Annotated in this window: 19 protein-coding genes; 13 read left to right on the top strand and 6 right to left on the bottom strand. The window is 41.7% G+C overall.

Features of this window, described 5'->3' with window-relative positions; translation table 11 throughout:
- On the top strand, window positions 1-1404 hold the full coding sequence (locus MFLO_RS08030; RefSeq protein WP_036097416.1) for a PTS galactitol transporter subunit IIC: 1404 nt from the start codon (window positions 1-3) through the stop codon (window positions 1402-1404).
- A gap of 66 nt (window positions 1405-1470) precedes the next feature.
- Here the strand turns inward: MFLO_RS08030 and MFLO_RS08035 are convergent, their stop codons facing one another.
- The gene (locus tag MFLO_RS08035; RefSeq protein WP_036097417.1) at window positions 1471-2535 is read right to left on the bottom strand and encodes an Lmo2079 family surface lipoprotein; all 1065 of its coding nucleotides are present in this window, start codon (window positions 2533-2535) and stop codon (window positions 1471-1473) included.
- A gap of 175 nt (window positions 2536-2710) precedes the next feature.
- On the opposite strand from MFLO_RS08035, the gene MFLO_RS08040 reads away from it, so the two are divergent.
- The 6 genes from MFLO_RS08040 to sufB all read left to right on the top strand — a co-directional run bounded on the left by MFLO_RS08040 (window position 2711) and on the right by sufB (window position 10623).
- Window positions 2711-4708, top strand: a complete 1998-nt coding sequence (locus tag MFLO_RS08040; RefSeq protein WP_036097418.1) for a copper-translocating P-type ATPase — start codon at window positions 2711-2713, stop codon at window positions 4706-4708.
- 732 nt (window positions 4709-5440) lie between these two features.
- Window positions 5441-6229 (top strand): Fe-S cluster assembly ATPase SufC, encoded by a 789-nt coding sequence (gene sufC, locus MFLO_RS08045; RefSeq protein ID WP_036097419.1) that lies wholly within the window; start codon window positions 5441-5443, stop codon window positions 6227-6229.
- A gap of 19 nt (window positions 6230-6248) precedes the next feature.
- Window positions 6249-7550 (top strand): Fe-S cluster assembly protein SufD, encoded by a 1302-nt coding sequence (gene sufD / locus MFLO_RS08050; RefSeq protein ID WP_036097420.1) that lies wholly within the window; start codon window positions 6249-6251, stop codon window positions 7548-7550.
- A 1-nt stretch (window position 7551) separates the two neighbouring features.
- Window positions 7552-8778, top strand: a complete 1227-nt coding sequence (locus tag MFLO_RS08055; RefSeq protein WP_036097421.1) for a cysteine desulfurase — start codon at window positions 7552-7554, stop codon at window positions 8776-8778.
- On the top strand, window positions 8775-9215 hold the full coding sequence (sufU, locus tag MFLO_RS08060; protein ID WP_036097422.1) for a Fe-S cluster assembly sulfur transfer protein SufU: 441 nt from the start codon (window positions 8775-8777) through the stop codon (window positions 9213-9215). The genes MFLO_RS08055 and sufU overlap by 4 nt, the downstream gene beginning before the upstream one ends.
- 13 nt (window positions 9216-9228) lie before the next feature.
- Window positions 9229-10623, top strand: a complete 1395-nt coding sequence (sufB, locus tag MFLO_RS08065) for a Fe-S cluster assembly protein SufB (protein WP_036097423.1) — start codon at window positions 9229-9231, stop codon at window positions 10621-10623.
- Here the strand turns inward: sufB and MFLO_RS08070 are convergent.
- A complete protein-coding gene (locus MFLO_RS08070; protein ID WP_077913191.1) occupies window positions 10588-11220 on the bottom strand; it encodes a PadR family transcriptional regulator in 633 nt (210 codons plus the stop codon). The two genes, sufB and MFLO_RS08070, sit on opposite strands and share 36 nt — an antisense overlap.
- Before the next feature lie 148 nt (window positions 11221-11368).
- Between MFLO_RS08070 and MFLO_RS08075 the strand changes: the two genes are divergently transcribed.
- Both MFLO_RS08075 and MFLO_RS08080 read left to right on the top strand, forming a co-directional pair.
- Entirely contained in the window at window positions 11369-12397 is a 1029-nt protein-coding gene (locus MFLO_RS08075; RefSeq protein ID WP_036097424.1) for an ABC transporter substrate-binding protein, read from the top strand.
- A gap of 5 nt (window positions 12398-12402) precedes the next feature.
- A complete protein-coding gene (locus MFLO_RS08080) occupies window positions 12403-12747 on the top strand; it encodes a MoaF-related domain-containing protein (RefSeq protein ID WP_036097425.1) in 345 nt (114 codons plus the stop codon).
- A 206-nt stretch (window positions 12748-12953) separates the two neighbouring features.
- Here MFLO_RS08080 and MFLO_RS16985 read toward each other — a convergent pair whose 3' ends face one another.
- The gene (locus MFLO_RS16985) at window positions 12954-13919 is read right to left on the bottom strand and encodes a thiamine pyrophosphate-dependent enzyme (protein ID WP_338151509.1); all 966 of its coding nucleotides are present in this window, start codon (window positions 13917-13919) and stop codon (window positions 12954-12956) included.
- Window positions 13876-14601: a thiamine pyrophosphate-binding protein gene (locus MFLO_RS16990; RefSeq protein ID WP_338151510.1), complete on the bottom strand. Its 726-nt coding sequence runs from the start codon at window positions 14599-14601 to the stop codon at window positions 13876-13878. Before MFLO_RS16990 ends, MFLO_RS16985 begins: the two co-directional genes overlap by 44 nt.
- A gap of 279 nt (window positions 14602-14880) precedes the next feature.
- Here MFLO_RS16990 and MFLO_RS08090 point away from each other — a divergent pair, with 279 nt between their 5' ends.
- Window positions 14881-15624, top strand: coding sequence for a polysaccharide deacetylase family protein (locus tag MFLO_RS08090; protein WP_036097426.1), 744 nt, complete (start codon window positions 14881-14883; stop codon window positions 15622-15624).
- Between the two features lie 11 nt (window positions 15625-15635).
- Window positions 15636-16607, top strand: coding sequence for an ABC transporter substrate-binding protein (locus MFLO_RS08095; RefSeq protein ID WP_036097427.1), 972 nt, complete (start codon window positions 15636-15638; stop codon window positions 16605-16607).
- Between the two features lie 654 nt (window positions 16608-17261).
- On the opposite strand, the gene MFLO_RS14640 is transcribed toward MFLO_RS08095, so the two are convergent.
- Together MFLO_RS14640 and MFLO_RS08110 are read right to left on the bottom strand one after the other, a co-directional pair.
- A complete protein-coding gene (locus MFLO_RS14640) occupies window positions 17262-17678 on the bottom strand; it encodes a hypothetical protein (RefSeq protein WP_149023002.1) in 417 nt (138 codons plus the stop codon).
- A gap of 591 nt (window positions 17679-18269) precedes the next feature.
- Window positions 18270-18641 (bottom strand): DUF1433 domain-containing protein, encoded by a 372-nt coding sequence (locus MFLO_RS08110; RefSeq protein ID WP_077913193.1) that lies wholly within the window; start codon window positions 18639-18641, stop codon window positions 18270-18272.
- A 138-nt stretch (window positions 18642-18779) separates the two neighbouring features.
- Between MFLO_RS08110 and MFLO_RS08115 the strand changes: the two genes are divergently transcribed.
- Both MFLO_RS08115 and MFLO_RS08120 read left to right on the top strand, forming a co-directional pair.
- Complete coding sequence (locus MFLO_RS08115) at window positions 18780-19196, top strand: hypothetical protein (RefSeq protein ID WP_036097429.1); 417 nt, start codon at window positions 18780-18782, stop codon at window positions 19194-19196.
- Window positions 19193-19966: a lipase family protein gene (locus MFLO_RS08120; protein WP_051993557.1), complete on the top strand. Its 774-nt coding sequence runs from the start codon at window positions 19193-19195 to the stop codon at window positions 19964-19966. Before MFLO_RS08115 ends, MFLO_RS08120 begins: the two co-directional genes overlap by 4 nt.
- The last annotated feature ends 197 nt before the right edge of the window (window positions 19967-20163 follow it).

The following is a 20163-nucleotide window of genomic DNA, read 5'->3' on the forward strand; positions in this document are numbered from 1 at the left end:
ATGAGTACGATTATTGAACTAGCAAACGCCATCTTTCAGCCGTTAATCAATCTTGGCGCGGCACCGCTCATGACGATTATCTTAACCGTCATTGCACTGCTTTTCGGTGTGAAATTTACAAAAGCCTTTGAAGGCGGCTTAAAACTTGGGATTGCTTTAACTGGGATCGGTGCAATCATTAACATATTAACGACTTCATTTTCAGGCGCTCTAACAGACTTTGTTAAATCAACCGGCATTGAGTTGAACATTACTGATGTTGGCTGGGCGCCACTTGCGACCATTACATGGGGCTCGCCGTATACGCTGTTTTTCTTAATGATTATGGTAATTGTAAATATAATCATGCTGATTTTGAAAAAAACAAATACACTCGATGTTGATATTTTTGATATTTGGCATTTATCAATCGTCGGTTTGTTTGCGATTTTCTGCGGAGCAAACCTGTTGATTGCGACAACGCTTGTCGTTTTCATCGGCATCTTGAAAATTCTTAATTCTGATTTGATGAAGCCGACCTTTAATGATTTGCTAAATGCGCCAGACTCGAATCCAATGACGACGACGCATATGAACTATATGATGAATCCGATCATCATGGTTTTCGATAAAATTTTTGATAAAGTATTTCCTTGGCTTGACCGGTTTGATTTTGATGCAGCCAAGCTGAACAATAAAATTGGCTTTTGGGGCAGTAAATTCGCCATCGGAATCTATCTTGGGATTTTCGTCGGGCTTTTAGCCGGCCAATCGCCTACACAAATTGCTGCGCTAGCTTTTACCGCCGCAGTCTGTCTAGAACTATTTTCACTTATCGGCTCTTGGTTTATTGCGGCCGTTGAACCGCTCTCTCAGGGGATTACAAACTTTGCTAATAAACGATTAAAAGGGCGCAAGTTAAACATAGGGCTTGACTGGCCGTTTATTGCTGGACGTGCTGAAATTTGGGCGGCTGCAAATATCTTAGCACCAATTATGCTACTCGAATCTTTAATTTTACCGGGCAATAAACTGCTCCCGCTAGGTGGGATTATTGCGATGGGAGTAACGCCAGCGCTGCTTGTTGTCACGCGTGGGAAAATTATCCGCATGATCGTGATTGGTGCACTTGAACTGCCATTGTTTTTATGGGCAGGGACACTGATTGCGCCATTCATTACCGAAACAGCCAAAAAAGTCGGCGCATTTCCGGCCGGAATCAGCCATGACACATTGATTTCACATACGACGATGGAAGGACCAATCGAGAAATTCCTCGGTTATCTCGTTGGTAATGCTTCACAGGGACAAATTGAGTTTATCCTTTATGCTATTTTGGCGCTTGTTGGCTACTTGTTGATTTTCATTTGGTACGCACGTCAAATGAAGAAACGAAACGCTGCCTATTTAGCAGAAAAAGAATAATGGGGTAAAAAAACAACCTCAGCCGGCTTCTTGCGGCTGAGGTTTTGCTTTTAAACTGATCAAGCTTTACGAAGGATGAGTTTCCAAATATTTCTTTAGCCCATCCGACACAGCTTTATCGAGTTCCTTTTTATTCACAATATCCTTATTCCTTGGAATTTCCGGCACAGCTTCATATGGAAGCATTGAAGCTTTAACGGTGATATCGAAGCGGTCATCCGAACTGGTATCCGAGTAAACCGTACGAATGTCAAACTCCTTAAACCCATCTTCGCTATCCGGTTTGATCGTAAGTTTAATCTCTAGTTTCTTTGCTTCATTCTCTACGAGTTCCTTGAAATAGCTTTGCGTTGTATCTTTCAGTTCCTTCCATATTTCACGTGCGTCGTTCCGCGAAATTTCCTTTCCTTCTGAAAGAAGATTCACAGCGGCATCATCCTTATCCCAAATAGCAACAATTTCCGAAACTAATTGCTTCAAGTCACTCTTTGGAATGGTAAGCGATATATCCCCGCCTTTGTTCAACTCAAACCGATTATCCGAAATTTGATTTAAAAAGTCATAAATTGAAGATACAGTCTGCTTTTCTAGCCGGTGCATATCTTCTGCCTGTTTTTTGACCATCTCACTATTAATCGTCATATTAGAAAGATTTTGAATCGCTTCATAAACATCCAAATATTTGGCTTTCAGATCTTGGTTATTTTCGAGTACGGCTGTTAGTACTTTTTGGGAAGTTTTGCTTAACCCTTGTTTACTTTGCTCGTTAAGTTGGTAAAGATTATTAACAGGAATATAAATACGTCCTGTTTTATTATCTTGCAAGATATCAACGGTAAGTGGAAGATCGTCCATATTTAAATTAATCTTCGCGATCGAAGTCTTTTCAGCTTTGTCAGCAGAAACTTTGACGGCAAGATAATTTGTTTGTAGTTCAGAATCATCAATGGATAAAAGTTTTTGATAGCGACTTGAAAGCTCGCGAATGTCAGTTTTTATGTTTAAAGTGTATTGTTCCTTTAAGCTGAATTGTCGAAGCGCTGCTGTAAAATTAGACTTTGGTGAGCTGCATCCGGACAATGTCATGAAAAGCAATAAAAGAATCAAAGCGAAGCTTATTGCTTTTTTCATACAAATCTCCTCCGTGGCGGAATTATTAAGTGAAAGACTTCTAATTGTTACGAATTAGTTAGTTTGTTTCAATTGTGTTACGTTACTATAACGATATCATAATGGCGGCAGGAATACAATGCTTTTTTCGAAACTCGGGGCGGCAGAGAAGGCTTAAAGAAGGGAAGGACGAAAAATGGAGATGGATCACAAAATGATGGATCATGAGCACCAGCACGGAGGTGGTGCGACTGGTGGAATGATGATGGATCACGGGGATTTAAAGAAGCGATTTTTTGGGTCGCTGATTCTGACAATCCCCATTTTATTGCTGTCTTCGATGACGGAAATGCTGTTTGGAATAGAAATTCGGTTTACTGGTTCGGATATTCTCTTATTTGTATTAGCGACTATTTTATTCTTTTATGGCGGCTGGCCGTTTTTGAAAGGAATGATAGGCGAGCTTAAGGGGAAAAGTCCGGCGATGATGACGCTGATTTCACTTGCAGTTATAACTTCCTATTTATATAGTACGGTCGTTTTATTTACGACAAACGGGATGAATTATTTTTTTGAATTGGCAACTTTAATTGATATTATGTTGCTCGGGCACTGGATTGAAATGAATGCGATCATGAAAGCTGGGAATGCTCTTTCGAAGATGGCTGAACTGCTGCCAAAAGAAGCTCATTTGATTGAAGAAAACGGGACGGTTCGCGATGTGGCTTTGCAGGGAGTGGGACTTCGGCAGCGTCTGCTTGTTAAGGAAGGGGAAAAGATTCCTGCGGATGGGAAAATTGTGAAAGGTGCAACACATATTAATGAAGCCATGCTGACCGGGGAATCGAAAGCGGTTGAAAAACAAAGCGGCGATGAAGTGATTGCGGGATCGATTAATGGAAACAGTGTCATTGAGATTGAGGTTAGTAGAACGGGAGAAGATAGTTATTTATCGCAAATTATTAAGCTTGTAAGCGACGCCGAAAAGCAGAAATCACGAACGGAAAATTTATCGGATTCGGCGGCGAAATTGCTGTTCTATATTGCACTCGCGGCGGGAATTATTACTTTTATTGTCTGGTTTATTCTTTCAAGCAATTGGGCGGAAGCGGTAAACCGGGCGGTGACGGTTCTTATCATTGCATGTCCGCACGCACTTGGGCTCGCAATTCCGCTCGTTGTGGCAAAGTCGACTTCTCTTTCTGCGAAAAATGGATTGCTTGTTCGTAAACGTAATGCGCTCGAAGAAGCTAGGCTTGTAAATACGATTGCGTTTGATAAAACGGGGACGCTCACGGAAGGAGAATTTCGTGTTACGAACCTCGAAGCGGAAAATGAACTGGATTTTTTGCGTGTGTTCGCAAGTCTCGAAGCGCAAATGAGTCATCCGATCGCGACAAGTATTGTGGCTCTGGCAGAGAAACGCGGGATAGCACTTCAAGCGGCAGAAAATGTAACGGCTCTTCCCGGTGTGGGACTTAAGGGTGATGTAGACGGGAAGTTGTACAAGGTCGTAAATACGCGCTACTTAGAGGGACATCTTAGCGAGGTCGAACAAATTCGTGCAAGGGAGCTAAGCGCGGCAGGGAAAACGGTGTCGTTTCTTCTTTCTGGAGAAAAGGTTTTAGGGTTTGTTGCTGTGGCTGATGAAATTCGTAAAAGTGCTAAGGAAACGGTTAGTGGGCTGCATGCAATGGCTAAAAAAGCGATGATGTTGACGGGCGACACGAAAGGGGTTGCGGAGAAGATTGGGACGCTACTTGGGATTGATTATGTGGAGGCGGAACTTTTACCGGAAGATAAGGCTCGGGTTGTGAAAGAATTTGAAGAGCGAAAGGAAAAAATCATGATGGTCGGAGACGGAGTAAACGATTCGCCGGCACTTGCTGCTTCAAGTGTCGGAGTTGCAATTGGAGCGGGAACGGATGTCGCACTTGAAACAGCGGATGTGATTTTATCGAAAAACAATCCAAAAGATGTGCTATATTTGATTCGGTTGTCGAGGGCAACGTACAAAAAAATGATGCAAAATTTGTGGTGGGGAGCGGGCTATAATGTAGTGGCAATTCCGCTTGCGGCTGGTGTGCTTGCACCTATTGGAGTGATTCTTTCACCGGCGATTGGTGCGGTGCTGATGTCGCTTAGTACGGTGATCGTGGCACTGAATGCGATGACACTTCGGGTGAAGGAATAATTAAGAACGAATGCGGACGGCTGTGAAGTAATTTTCCCTTGCAGCCGTTTTGCTGCATTTGACTTTTGATTTGTAAATCGGATTTTGGTATGATGGAACAAATTTGAATTTTAAAAAGAGTGAATGTTTAGAGCTTTTGTGATTTGAAGCTATTTCAAAGTAAAAAGGAGAACAGCAAGTGAAATACATCACTGTTTATTCATTATTTATCGTTTCTTGTCTCATTCATTTCGTAATTATTCTTGGGAAAACCAGTCATTTTTTGCCTGTTTCTTTTTCCAGTATGCCGGAACTGTCTGCTGGACTTTTTTTTAACGGTTTCTGTTTTCGCTCAGATTGGGCTTACTTGGGCTTGTTTTTTTCAGAAGTATCAACTGGTAAGTGCTATTTTTGCCGTACTTAATCTGTATAACTTAATGTACAGCATGATTTTTTTAGTTGTTGGATTTTATATTGGATAGTTGGAGAAGGCAGTCGAAATCAGGCTGCTTTTTTTGCTTAGTTCTGAAACAAGGGAAATATTTGTTCAAGTGTTTGCCATTTTGTGTGTCAATTCTCATATATGCTTTTTAGAATGATAATCAGTTGGGTGGTGGAAATTTTGGGTTTTTAATAGTAGAATAGGGAAGAAAGAATGTGGATAGACGTTTTTATTGTTGATATCAGATTAGAATTATACTAAACTGGAACTATGCGAATCTGCATGAACTATTGATAGGGAGGGTATTTTTAATGGCAACACTAAAGATCCAAGATTTACATGTTGAGATAGAAGGAAAAGAAATCTTGAAGGGCGTTAACCTGGAAATTTCTACGGGAGAAATTCATGCAATCATGGGACCGAATGGTACAGGGAAATCAACGCTTTCTGCAGCGATCATGGGGCATCCGAAATACGAAGTAACGCAAGGTTCAATCACGCTTGATGGTGAAGATGTGCTTGAAATGGAAGTAGATGAACGTGCACGCGCAGGACTTTTTCTTGCAATGCAATACCCAAGTGAAATCAGCGGTGTAACAAATGCTGAGTTTATTCGTGCAGCGATCAACAGCCGCCGTGAAGAAGGAAAAGAAATTCCACTTATGCAGTTTATCCGTAAACTGGACGATAAGATGGAACTTTTAGATATGGATGAAGAAATGGCAGAACGCTATTTGAATGAAGGTTTCTCTGGCGGGGAGAAAAAACGTAATGAAATTTTGCAGCTTCTGATGATTGAACCTGCGATTGCAATTTTAGATGAAATTGATTCAGGGCTCGATATTGATGCGCTTAAGGTTGTATCAAAAGGCGTAAATGCAATGCGCGGTGAGGGCTTCGGCTGCTTAATTATTACGCATTATCAACGTCTTTTAAACTACATTGAACCTGATTTTGTTCATGTGATGATGCAAGGGAAAGTTGTAAAAGAAGGCGGACCGGAACTTGCGAAACGCCTCGAAGCAGAAGGCTATGACTGGATCAAACAAGAGCTTGGTATCGAGCTTGATGAAGAAGAAGAAACGTTAGAACAACAATAAGGAAAGTGAGGTTAAAATCATGACGGAAAATACGATTTTGAAAGATGATTTTATCCGCAGCTTTTCTGAACATGCTGGCGAACCGAAGGAATTTACGGATTTTCGCTTAGCGGCTTGGAAACTTGCAAGTGAACTCGACTTGCCATTTGTGGATAAAACGAAGATTGATCGCTGGAACTTCACGAAATTTGATACGTATCAAGCATTTACGAATGAAAATGCGGAGGAAGTTTTGCCTGAGAAAGTACAAAATCTTGTAGCGCTGGATGATGCTTCTGCCAATTTTTATGTGCAAATTGATACGCATCCGGCAAAGCTTCAGCTGAATGCGGAACTAAAAAGCCAAGGGGTTATCTTCACGGATATTTTCACGGCGCTAAAAGAGCATCCAGAACTTGTGCTGCAACACTTGATGACGGAAGCGGTAAAACCGGATGAGCATAAATTGGCTGCTTTTCATGCGGCGCTTATGAACGGCGGAATTTTTCTTTATGTGCCGAAAAACGTGGAAATTAAAGAACCGATTCAAGCGGTCTTTGTTCAAAAAGATGCTTCGCTTCCACTTGTTAACCATGTGCTACTTGTAGCGGATGAAAACAGCTCGGTGACTTATGTGGAAAACTATGTGACACTTGATGACACTTCCAAAGGTATCGTGAACATTGTCGAGGAAGTTGTGACGCGTCGCGGCGCAAAAGTGACATTTGGTGCGGTAGACAATTTATCAGGACACGTGACGGCGTATGTGAACCGCCGCGGTCATATTGGCGCAGACAGCCGGATTGAATGGGCGCTCGGTTTGATGAATGACGGAGATACGATTAATGAAAATGTGACAAACTTGATGGGTGACGGTTCGTCAGGCGATGTGAAAACGGTGACGGTTGGGCGAGGAAAGCAAACACAAAATGTTACTACTCGCGTTACGCATTACGGTAAGGCTTCGACGGGGACGATTTTATCCCATGGTGTTATGAAAGATAAAGCAACGACGATTTTTAATGGAATCGGGCACATTAAACATGGTGCTTCGAAGTCGGATGCGCAGCAGGAATCACGTGTGTTGATGCTTAGTCAAGGCGCGCGCGGCGATGCGAATCCCATTCTTTTAATTGATGAAAATGATGTTGTGGCAGGACACGCTGCTTCGGTTGGACGGGTTGATCCGGTTCAGTTGTTTTACTTGATGAGTCGTGGTATTTCACGTGCGGAAGCGGAACGACTTGTGATTCACGGGTTCCTTGATCCGGTTGTGAAACAGCTTCCGATTGAAGGCGTTAAAGTCATGCTTAAAGAGGTTATCGAAGGGAAAGTGCGTTAAAATGAAAAATTTCGCTCAAATTCGTTCGGATTTTAAAATTTTAGATCAGGAAGTTAATGGCAAACCGCTTATTTATCTTGACAACGCGGCAACTTCTCAGAAACCGCGCCAAGTGATTGAAGCACTCACGCATTATTACGAAATGGATAATGCTAATGTTCATCGCGGTGTTCACACGCTTGCGGGGCGGGCAACGGATGCATTCGAAGCTGCTCGTGCGAAGGTGGCAAAGTTCATTTCGGCAGGTCATACGTCGGAAATCATTTTTACGCGCGGAACGACGACGGCGCTTAATCTTGTCGCGGATAGTTACGGGGAAGCGAATGTTGCAGCGGGGGATGAAATTGTGATTTCTTATTTGGAACATCACAGCAATTTGATTCCGTGGCAGCAGCTTGCAAAGCGCAAAGGCGCAACGCTTAAATATATCGAACTTGAAGCAGACGGTTCGATCAGTTTAGCAAAGGCAGCGGACGCGATCTCGGATAAAACGAAAATTGTGGCGCTGGCACATGTCTCAAATGTGATTGGGTCGATTACGCCGATCCGTGAAATTGCAGATCTTGCGCATGAAAATGGAGCGGTTTTAGTTGTGGATGGTGCTCAAGCGGTGCCGCATATGGCGGTTAATGTGACCGAACTGGATGCAGATTTTTATGCGTTTTCAGGGCATAAAATGCTTGCGCCAACTGGTACGGGCGTTTTATATGGGAAAAAGGAACTTCTTTCTAAAATGGAACCCACGGAATTTGGCGGTGAAATGATTAATTTTGTGGAGCTGTTCGACTCCACGTGGAAAGAGCTGCCTTGGAAATTTGAAGCAGGTACGCCGACGATCGGCGGTGAAATTGCACTTGGTGCTGCGGTGGACTATTTGACGGGCATCGGGTTGGATGAGATTCATGCTTATGAACAGGAGCTTACGGCTTATGCGCTTTCTGAAATGCAAAAAATTGAGGGGCTTACGATTTATGGGCCGCTTGATGCAAAACTGCGCTGCGGGCTTGTAACGTTCAATTTGGATGGTGTTCACCCGCATGACCTTGCGACGGTTCTTGATGAAGAGGGTGTTGCCATTCGAGCGGGGCATCACTGTGCACAGCCGCTGATGAAGTGGCTTGGCGTCGCATCAACTGCGCGGGCAAGCTTCTACTTGTACAATACAAAGGAAGAAATTGATACGTTTATCGGGGGACTTAAATTGACGAAGGAGTATTTTGGTTTATGAAGTCAAGAAAGTTAGACCAATTATATCGGCAAGTCATTATGGATCATTATAAAAATCCAAGGAACAAGGGCGAACTTTCGGATTCGGATGTGACGGTTGATCTTAACAACCCAACGTGCGGAGACGAAATTCATTTGCACTTGAAAATTGACGGCGGAGTGATTACTCAGGCCAAGTTTACCGGAAGCGGCTGTTCGATTTCGATGGCAAGCGCCTCGATGATGACAGAAAGTGTAATCGGACACACGGAGAAGGAAGCACTCGAGATGTCGCATCAGTTTTCTGAAATGGTGCAAGGACATGACCATGAGCCAATCGACGAAAATGGGGACGTAGAAGCTCTTGCGGGAGTAGCGAAATTCCCAGCGCGGATTAAGTGCGCGACGCTTTCGTGGAAGGCAATGGAAAAAGCGATTTACGAAACGGAGAATCGTTAAAGGAGGAAAAGGCATGACTGATATTCCAGAAATTGGCGAATACCAATATGGATTCCATGATAAAGATACATCAGTTTTCCGTACGGAACGCGGACTAACTGAAAAGGTAGTACGAGAAATTTCAAGTATTAAAGAAGAGCCGGAATGGATGCTTAATTTTCGTTTGAAGTCGCTTGAGCAGTTTTACAAGATGCCGATGCCGACATGGGGCGGCGACTTATCGGAATTGCAGTTTGAGGATATCACGTATTATGTGAAACCTTCTGAGCAGACGGTACGTTCATGGGATGAGGTTCCTGAGGAAATCAAGCGGACGTTTGATAAGCTTGGAATTCCAGAAGCGGAACAAAAATATTTAGCAGGTGCTTCGGCGCAATATGAATCTGAAGTGGTTTACCATAACATGAAGCAAGACCTTGAAGATATGGGGATTGTGTTTAAGGATACGGATACGGCGCTTAAGGAAAACGAGGATATTTTCAAAGAATATTTCTCGAAGGTAATTCCACCGTCGGACAACAAATTTGCTGCGCTAAACTCGGCGGTTTGGTCAGGCGGATCTTTCATCTATGTTCCAAAAGGCGTAAAAGTCGACACACCTCTGCAAGCCTATTTCCGGATTAACTCAGAGAATATGGGGCAGTTTGAGCGGACGTTAATCATTGTTGATGAAGGCGCTAGTGTGAACTATGTGGAAGGTTGTACGGCACCGGTTTACACGACGAACTCGCTTCACTCGGCTGTGGTTGAAATTGTCGTGAAGCCGAATGCCTATTGCCGCTACACGACGATTCAAAACTGGGCGAACAATGTGTATAATTTGGTAACGAAGCGGACGTTTGTTGAAGAAAATGGAACGATGGAATGGATTGATGGCAATATCGGATCGAAACTGACAATGAAATATCCTTCTTGTTACTTGCGCGGTGAAGGTGCTCGCGGAATGACGCTTTCAATCGCGATTGCAGGTAAGGGTCAACGTCAAGATGCCGGTGCGAAAATGATGCATATGGCGCCGAATACATCGAGCACGATTGTATCGAAATCCATCTCGAAACAAGGAGGAAACGTGACGTATCGCGGAATCGTACATTTTGGACGAAATGCGGACGGGGCACGCTCGAACATCGAGTGTGATACGCTGATTATGGATAATTCTTCTACGTCGGACACGATTCCTTACAATGAAATCTTGAATGATAACATTTCACTCGAACACGAAGCGAAAGTTTCGAAGGTTTCCGAGGAACAGCTTTTCTATTTGATGAGCCGCGGGGTGAGTGAAGAAGAAGCGACAGAAATGATCGTAATGGGCTTCATCGAGCCGTTTACGAAGGAACTTCCAATGGAATATGCGGTTGAAATGAACCGTTTAATCAAGTTCGAAATGGAAGGTTCGATTGGTTAATACAAAAAAAGAAACCTCAAAATGCTGATTTAGCGTTCTGAGGTTTCTTTTTTTTTGCTCGATATCTGCAATGATCTCAGTTAACCAAGACACATAATCCCGCTCGCGTTTTAGTCCGTGATCTAAAATTAAAAAATGACCGTAATTCGCTTCAATTTCTTTTTCACTAGGAAAGACTAGCCGTTTGCGGTTTTCAAGATGTGCCAATTTTTCTTCGTGCAATTTCAACTGGCTACTAACGGTCTCCAAAAGAATAGGATCGGCAATATCTTGGATGAAATAAAGCTTTAAAACAAATTCGTCACGGTTCACTGGGAGCGATTCGCAAGATGTATTTAGCCAGTTTTTTAAATCCAACTGTCCGGTTTCTGTGATGCAGTAGATTTTTTTTTCAAGCTTGGTTCCAACGGTTTCGATATGGTGAGTAATAAGCCCAGCGGTTTCCATTTTTGCAAGCTCTGGGTAAATCTGACTGTGTTGGGCTTGCCAAAATTCACCGATTTCGTCGCCAAAAACTTGATTCAAATCGTAGCCAGACATGGGTGATTGATTTAATAACCCAAGTAAAATGTAGCGTAATGTACTTTTTTTTGCCATAAACTTTCTCCTTGACTTTTAGTTTGTTTCATTATAACATAAACCTGTAAAACAAAACATGTAAATTTTTACATGTTTGCAACATACTCTTTTTAATAGCAAGTGAGAAACGAAATAACAAGAATGAACGAAAGAGGAGGAGTCAGACATGACTAAAGAACTAGAGACAAAAGAATTAGAGGAGCTTTATGCTCTCGCGCAAGAGGAACTAAAAGGAACGGGGGAACGCTTGACAGTTTGGGCCGGCGGAGATGCGGTCAACCAACAAGATGCCGTTGCAGAGGCATTTCGGACACGTTTTCCAGAAGTTCCAATTGATATCAAAGTAGAACTTTCGAAGATTCATGATGTGAAAATTTATGAAGAGTTGCTAAACGGTGATTTGACACCAGATGTGACGATGCTGCAAACATCGAATGATTTTGAGGATTGGAAAAAACTCGGCGTATTGGAAGCTTTTAAGCCAGTTGGATTCGAACAAATTCGTGATGAGTTCAAGGATAAAGACGGCGAATTCTCGGCTTTCCGAATGTTTGCTTTCTTGCCGCAATATGCGAAAAGCGGTCTTGATGAAGTTCCAGAATCGTTAATGGATATGCTTAAGTCTAACTATCAAGACAAGTTGATTTTGACTTATCCGCACGATGATGATGCAGTACTTTATGTTTATGATGAAATGCTAAAGCGGCACGGGGAGTCTTTCCTTGAAGAATTGGCAAAATTAAATCCGGTCTTTATTCGCGGAACAGCAGGACCGCCGCTTCTCGTTGGAAAACATGGGTATCTTGGAAACTTAACTGGATATGAAACAGCACCAAGTCAGCCATCCCAGTCTTTCATACCAAAAAGCGACTTCTTTATTTCTTGGGGTCAACGGATAGCGATGTTCAAACTGACGAAGCATAAAGCGGCTGCAAGATTATTCTTGGCCTTTGTACAAAGCTTGGAATTCCAAGAAAGCTTGGGGCATTATACGGTGCGCAAAGATATTGAGCTTAGCGAAACATGGATTGGTGATCATGCAACAACCAACCCATTTGGCTTTTACGAATTTATGCGCGACAGAAAGCATATTGGCGAGCTACGCAAGTTGATGCAAAGCTACTTCGGCCCAGTGTACGGCGATTCCCCGGTAGTCGACCATAGAATGATCAAGTTGACCTACGGTGGTGAGTGAGTATCATGACGGCTAGTAAATATGACTTTATCGGAAAGCAATATTTATTTGATTTTGGAGCTGAGGCACGCTATCAACTCGACTTCAAGAGCGAGACGGAACTTGTTGTAACTGTAGTTGCGGATAGTTTCTATCCAAGTGGAACGGTGAACCACTTTGAAATTCAGGTGGCGCTACTTAGAGACAATCTCGTGATGCTGACATGGGTTGAGCCGGCAACGGGAAACACGGTGACGCATGTGGATGATTTTGTAAACAATGTTGCGTACACAAATATCACTGATCTCGCATCAAAACAGTTTTGGCGACTTAGCGGAACGATAACGAGACTAGATAGAATGAGTAAATAGATTAGCATAGGAATAAAGGAAGGCAAGGATTTTAAAATCCTTGCCTTCCTTTAATTTCTTTTTTTATAGAGCTAAATGAGCGTTCAGCAAAGCGGAATCAAGTATCAAATCGTTTAGCTCCTTATCACTTTCGGGTTGACGAATCTTGATTGAACTGTGGAGCTAAAAGATGGGACTGAAATGCAGTCTCAGGCTTTTATTCTTTATTAGCTGTTTTGTTTCGCGAATAGCGTACCAAGTTTTTGCAAGTATTCGGGTGCATCCATTTTTGGCATTATAACTTCTACCCAGTGGAGGCGTGTATTGTCGGCATTTATTTGCTTTAATACCACATCTAATTCAGTTTCGGTTTTAACTCGGTGTGAGACGACAAGGTCTTCTGAGCCACCAAAGGCTTGAGGAAGTTCCGAATAGCGCCACATTGGGATATCATTATAGGCTTGCTCAGCACCGTGAATCTTTCGTTCTACGGTATACCCGTCATTATTGATAACAAAAATAATTGGCTTGATGCGTTCTCGGAAAGCAAGGCCGAGTTCTTGAATTGTAAGCTGCAAGGAACCATCGCCGATAAACAAGATATGACGTCCGCTAGGATTTGCAATTTGGCTTCCTAGAGCGGCCGGAAACGTGTACCCAATTGAGCCCCACAAAGGTTGTCCAATGAAACTTGAACTGGCTTGAAGTGGAAGGGAAGCCGCCCCAAAAAAAGCAGTCCCTTGTTCGGCCAAAATCGTATCGCCCTTCATGAAAAAGGAGGCCATGGCTTCCCAGAAACGCGTTTGTGTCAGTAAGGTTTCATCAGGCGTAAAAGGCTGAACTGGTTTTTTAGCGGGATAAGGTCCGGTAAAGGGAACAAGGTCCAACTCTTCCAAAGCGTTAAGAAGCGGTTCAAAGTGGTGGGGTGAAGATGATGGTTCCCCGAAAATACGAACGGAATCTGTGTTCAGCGCGATGACTTTTTCCTCGGGAAAATCGTGACTAAATGCACCTGTTGCGGAATCTGTCAGTTTAACGCCTAAAAGCAGCAAAAAGTCAGCGTGATCAACGTACGCTTGAACTTCCGGTTCAGATAAAGCTCCGCCATAAGTGCCGATAAAAGAAGGAACTGTTTCGTCACTCGAGATTTTACCAAGATTTAAGGTGGTTACAGGGAGTTTGTTTTTTTTCAATGAAAGCCTGTACTTTTTTTTCTAATCCAAAGCTCTTGATTTCATGCCCCGTCATCACAACTGGACGTTCCGCATGCAAAAAGGCTTTTTGGATCGTTTCAAGCAACTGTTCATCAGGTGATGTTAAATTTGTTTGTCCAGATAGTGGTGTACTTGGCTTTTCAATCTGAGCTTTAGCAACATCAATCGGTAAATTAATATAGACAGGTCTTCGCGTCTCAAGTAATACGGATAATACGCGGTCGATTTCTCCTGCAGCATTCTCAGCAGTTAAATGAGCTATGGCAGCAGTAAGAGAGTGATGTGCTTGTTCAAAATGGGTGAAAATTCCATCTCCTAATGTATGATGAACAAGTTTTTCGGAATTTTGAACTTCTGATGTTGGGGAACCCACAATTTCTACAACAGGCACATTTTCAGCAAAACTACCAGCTAGTCCGTTTATTGCACTTAATTCGCCTACGCCGAAAGTTGTTACAAAAGCTGCTGCATGACGAGTTCTGGCATATCCGTCCGCCATATAAGCAGCGTTCAGTTCATTCGCATTCCCAATCCATTTCAACTGATCATGGGCGATAATGGTATCTAAGAAGTCTAGATTATAATCTCCTGGCACACCAAAAATTTCTGTGATACCTAATTCATTCAATCGGTCCAATAGATAATCTCCGACTGTGTACATTCAATCTCCTCCTTCAATGATGAAGTTCTGTCTCTAGTTTGTGTATGTCTAAAAATAGTCTACCACTGCTCTCTATGTGTAAAACATTTAATAAAAATGATGGAAAAGTCATAATAATCAATGCTATTTAAGAAAAGTGCAGTTATTATTACGAAATGGATAATAAGAATCTAATGGGAGACAAATTAGTGAAAGCGCATTTACAAACCAGTTTTCTTTCGTTAAAATAAAGAAGGATTGAATTTATGTGATGATTTTCACGAAAAGAGGGGGAACTACATGAGCTTTCACGTTTTGATGTATCATGAACTGCGCGAGCGAGGGACATTTAAAGCGGACGAACCTTCGCCGATTTCGGTGAAGCAAAATTATGAAGCACGCTTGCCGCAAGTGCTGTTTTCGTTCGCAGATGATTTTACGGCGCAGATGGAAATGCTTGTCGCGGAAGGTTTTCATGCGATTACGCTGCAAGATGTGCGCGACTTCTATGAAAAAGGGAAAGAGCTACCGAAAAAAGCCGTTTTGATTACGTTCGATGATGCCTTTCAGTCGGTTGCGAAGTTTGCTTATCCGGTGTTAAAGCGGCTTGGGCTAAGGGCAACGCTGTTCGTTGTGCGCGGCTGGCTTTCGGATGTGGCGCAAGATTTTGAAACAGATCGTTCGGTTGTGATGAGCTCGGCTGAATTAATGGAGCTTCGCGATGTATTTACGCTTGCTAACCACACGACGAATCTGCATGTACGCACCGAAGCAGGATCAACTTGGATGCAAACGGTAAGCCTTGCGGAGCTGAAAGAGGATCTGGATACTTGCGCGGAAATTGTAGATGTTCCAGATGTGTTTGCGTACCCGTTTGGGATTTACGACGAACAAGATGCGAAGCGGCTTAAGAAATGTGGCATTCGATACGCATTTACGACGAAGCCTGGTCTGAATAAAAGGGAGACTGCGCCACTTGAACTGCATCGCCAAGTAGTTGCGCTCGGAATGACAAGCGAAGAACTCAAACAAATTTTAAGTTAAGGTGGAGAATTATGAAAAAAATAGGGATACTTTTAGGGGGACTGCTCTTCGGAATGATGCTTCTTGCTGGATGTTCCGGCGCAGAAAATGGAAGTTCAGAGAATAAGGGAGAAACGAATAAAGACGAAACCTCAAATGAAACATTACGATTTGGAACACTTCCGGCAGAATCTGCCATTCCAATCATTATTGCAAAGGAAAAAGGCTATTTTGCTGATGAGAAAGTAAAGGTTGAAATCACACCGTTTAATGCACCTAATGATCGCAATGTAGCGGCTCAAGCGGGTGAAATTGATGGGATGATTGGGGATGTAATGACTGCACTCTCGATGCGTGATGGGGGTATTGATTTTACGATTACTTCGGATATTAATGAAGATTTTAAATTGTTATCCGCTCCTAATTCCGGCATAACCGAGGTGAAACAGCTTGATGGTAAGGAGGTTTCGCTTGTTCCGAAGTTTTTGCTGGAATACCTCATGGATGAAATTGCAGCAAAAAATAAAATAGATTACAAAGTGGTTTCGATTCCTTCGATTTCTGCGCGGTATGAAGCATTGCTGAATGACAAAGTGGACTCGGTCATCTTCACAGAACCTCAGGCTAGTCTTTTACAAAAAAACGGGGCTCACCTGCTCGCGAGTTCAGCAGAATATGGACTAAAGGGTGGAACGATCAGCTTTAAGAGTGATGTTGTGGAAAAACGAGGCGCCGATATTACGGCATTTTATCGGGCTTACGATCAAGCGGTGGCCTATATGAATGAGACGGATGTGAGCGAATACCGCGATATCCTCACGAAATATAAGTTCCCGGAATCAATGAGCACGTATCTTTCAAGTAAAGAAGAAAAATATACAAAAGCTGCAAAAGTTAGCAAAACGCAGTTTAACAGCATTGAAAAGTGGACGAAAAAGAAAGATATGATTAAAAAAGATTATTCCTATCAAGAAATGACGAATTTTAAATTTCTCGGAAAATAAAAAATGGTATGGAGACTATATATAAGGTAGTATACGACTTTGTATATAATTTGTGAGACCAATAATAAAATACACTGTCAACAATTTGACACTTGACGGTTAAGTTAAGTGTCTTTTATGTTCTTCAGAAAAAGGTAGTTTACAAGGCGTTGTATGCAAAAGTGATCGAATGATTGTCGTTTTTTAGAGAGAATGAAAAGAGATACAAACCGAAGAGAAGGGAGATATGAAGGCTTCAAAAAATGGTGAAAGTGCTTCTATTTGATGGGCTACAGTTAAAATATAAAGAAACAGCGAAGAATGAAACACACTACTAAGGGAGTGTTTCATTCTTCGTATATTTATTATTCTTGTTTTCGCTTACCCTTTAGATAGTAGTATATGATTGGTTCAATGAGTAATAGGTAAACTAATAAGAAAGGGGCAACTTTATAAAAACTCCATCTCCACCAACATAATATGAAAATAATCGTAATAATAAGTGATCTAATGTAAAAATATTTATTTGCTATCATGAGTAAATATCCTTTCTTGCTTTATTGCCAACCGTAACCCGTTAGAATTAAATTAGAAAAATAATTGTAATCGAACCAAATTCCATTTTTACAAGTTGAAATAGCTACTCCTAAACTGGAACAAATTTGACCGATAACTTTATAAGGAATCCAAATGCCCCCCTAGGGTTAGACCATTTCCAGTGTTTCTAACAGTAGAGCCAGATAATTTTATTCGATCGTAATTCCAGTAAAATTTAATGGAATTAATGCCATTTTTTCGAAGAAGCGTTTGTTTAATTAGAATATTTTCATTATTTTGATCAGCTGCGTATACGTTTATACTTCTGTCCTTGGTAGCGGCTAATATTTGCTTATTCACTTCTGAAATTTGTTTTTGAACAAGAAGCACCCTTTCTTGTGATAGATCAAAATGGATAGATGGTTTTAAAGCAAACTGTTTGGACATAGAATTGAATTCAATATGCTTATTTGCTAGAAAAGTTTCCATTTCTGTGAGAGAATCTTGCAAACTTATGTCCGGTTTTTCTATTTTACTTTCTTGGGCTGGTGCCACATCAGCGTGAGCAGTAAGAGGAAGTTGCGCAGAAGCAACTAGTAGACTACTAGCTAATACAGAATAAAGAAATTTTTTTTGATTTTTTACTCTTTTGGTTTTCTTTCATGTTGTCATCTCCTATATGTTTAATTTATAGCGCACAAGGATTATATAACAATAATTACACTAACAGATAATCTAATTTTTTTTAATATCTCGTTTTATTTTTGCTAAAGATATGGTGGCTTTAGCAGATTTTGCTCCTATTAAATAAATTGCTTGATTAACGAGGGTATGGGGATATTGCTATGATAAACGTGAAAAGAGAGCCGTGCGCTAACATGATTCTCTAACAGACATTGTGTAATATGGGTGTTAGCTTATATGGAAAAAAGATCGCTCATTTTCAGTCTTATAAGCTTGTGAAAAGAGATATTGTCACAAAAGAAAGTGGAGTGAAAATTTTAAGGTATATAATAGATGTTGAGCTTGAGTATTGGAAAAGAAAAAATAAAGAGCATGCTGCGGCGAGCAGCATGCTCTTTTTGTGATTGAAAGGATTAACTCTTTGGATTCCGGTTCATAATTTTGTCTTCAACAGCTTTTAGGTCAGCGAAGATATCGGCTACTGAACGTTCTTTTTTTAGGCGTAGTGGTTGAACTTGATTCTTTTTTCTTTGCTTTTTCTTCAGTTTCAATATCCGTGACATTTTTGAACTTATATCTGTATTGTGGCTTTACATAATGGTCATCAATGTAGTTAGTTACATTGACAACTTCAACACCGTTTTTCCCTGAAACTGCAGCATCAATCCAGAGTTTTTTATCGTCATTAATGTATCCCTCGATATGAACAACTCCAGTAGGATTAGTGTATGTATTGGTTAAAGATATACTTTTTATATTATTGAAATTGTAATTAAGAAATTTCTCAATACGAGGTTTTTGTTCCTGGATCAATTCTTTTTCCTGATTTTTCATGTATACATACCCTCCAAGTATGACAAATAGTACAATTATCAGTATAATTAAGGTGATCTTAAGCACCAGTTTTCTTTTCATGTTTTAGCTCCCGTCGTTAAAGTAATACCTGTTTAATATAACACAGAGGTGATGAAAATGGTAGAATATACAGATGAACAGTATTTTAACTTAGCAGATGAAGTGTACAAGAATAAATATCTAAAAGTGGGGCAATTGGTTAGTACGGATGATGGTTCTAAGTGGAAAGTCATTAATTACATCAATAATTATGAAAGTGGTTTACAGGCCATTGCAGTGGTTCCCTTAAAGGACTATCAAAAAGGAAAAACGACTTACGAAAATGTCGTCTTTGTTTCTCGTGGCTCTGAAGGGCGAGAATTTATGAAGGACTGGATCCATACGGACGTTGGCAAGTTAGGGATTGGGATGAAACCAGAGGCAGATGCTCAGTTGCGAAATGTGGCAGGGGATAATCTGGCCAAACTAGCAGCAGTGGCCAATCACGTCAAGTTACCGGGGATGGCTTATTCGCCTTACCAGATTGGTATGTGAATAGTCATAATCAATTTTTTGATTATCAAACGTTTGTCAATCAGACGGTACAAGACTTTCATGTCAAGGACTATAGTTTTACTGGTCATAGCCTGGGCGGCGCGCTTGCTCTTTTTATGGCGGTGCAGCTGAAGAAAAAAGCCGTGACCTATGCTGCAGCGAATCCGTATCGATTACTTTCAAAAGCACAACAAGCCGCTGTGAAAAACGGCGATTTTGCAGGACTCATCACGGATTATCGCCATCGCCTAGATCCTGTAGGCAAAATTGTGCCAGGAGGCGAAGTGATTGGGAAGCAGTTTATTATGGATTCCAATCCACGTGTTAAGTTCGGAACGGCTCCCCTTGCGGGACACATGACAGATACGTTCGCCGGCATGTTTAACGCGGACGGGTCAGCACAGCTGAAAGTCAATCCGGAGGCAATCATCAAACGTGTGAGGAAGATCGACACGATTGTGGCCATCATGCAAGACATTCAAAAGCGAATGGAAGACTTGGAGGATGAGGTGAATCAGGAATCGAGAGCCTTACGAAATAGCTTGAATGCGGATACGGTAGAAGGCGCACGGTTTAGTGAATTGACCATCTGGGATGTCGATGAAATCCTGACCGAACGAGCGAAGAAATATCACAATGGTGTGTATACCTTTCATGATCCAGAAAAGTTTCAAGCGTTTTATCAGTCCAATGAAAGCAATATCAAGCAATTAAAGGCGTTTCAAACTGAATTAATGCATGCGGCCAAAAAAAATCCGAGAGCAAGATAATGAACTTGGGAACTGGATAGCAGCTCAGATGAACTAGACAGAGGAGGACGCACAGATGTATGGGAATATGTATGAACGGGAACGAGCACGAGCCCGAGGAGAGGCTTCAGGGGACTATACCTATCAGGCGAGCGTCTTAAGAGAACGACTCAAAAGCAAGGAGTAACCCCGAGTGAACGAATTCGTTTAAGACATGC

Source organism: Listeria floridensis FSL S10-1187 (assembly GCF_000525875.1).
Lineage (GTDB): Bacteria > Bacillota > Bacilli > Lactobacillales > Listeriaceae > Listeria > Listeria floridensis.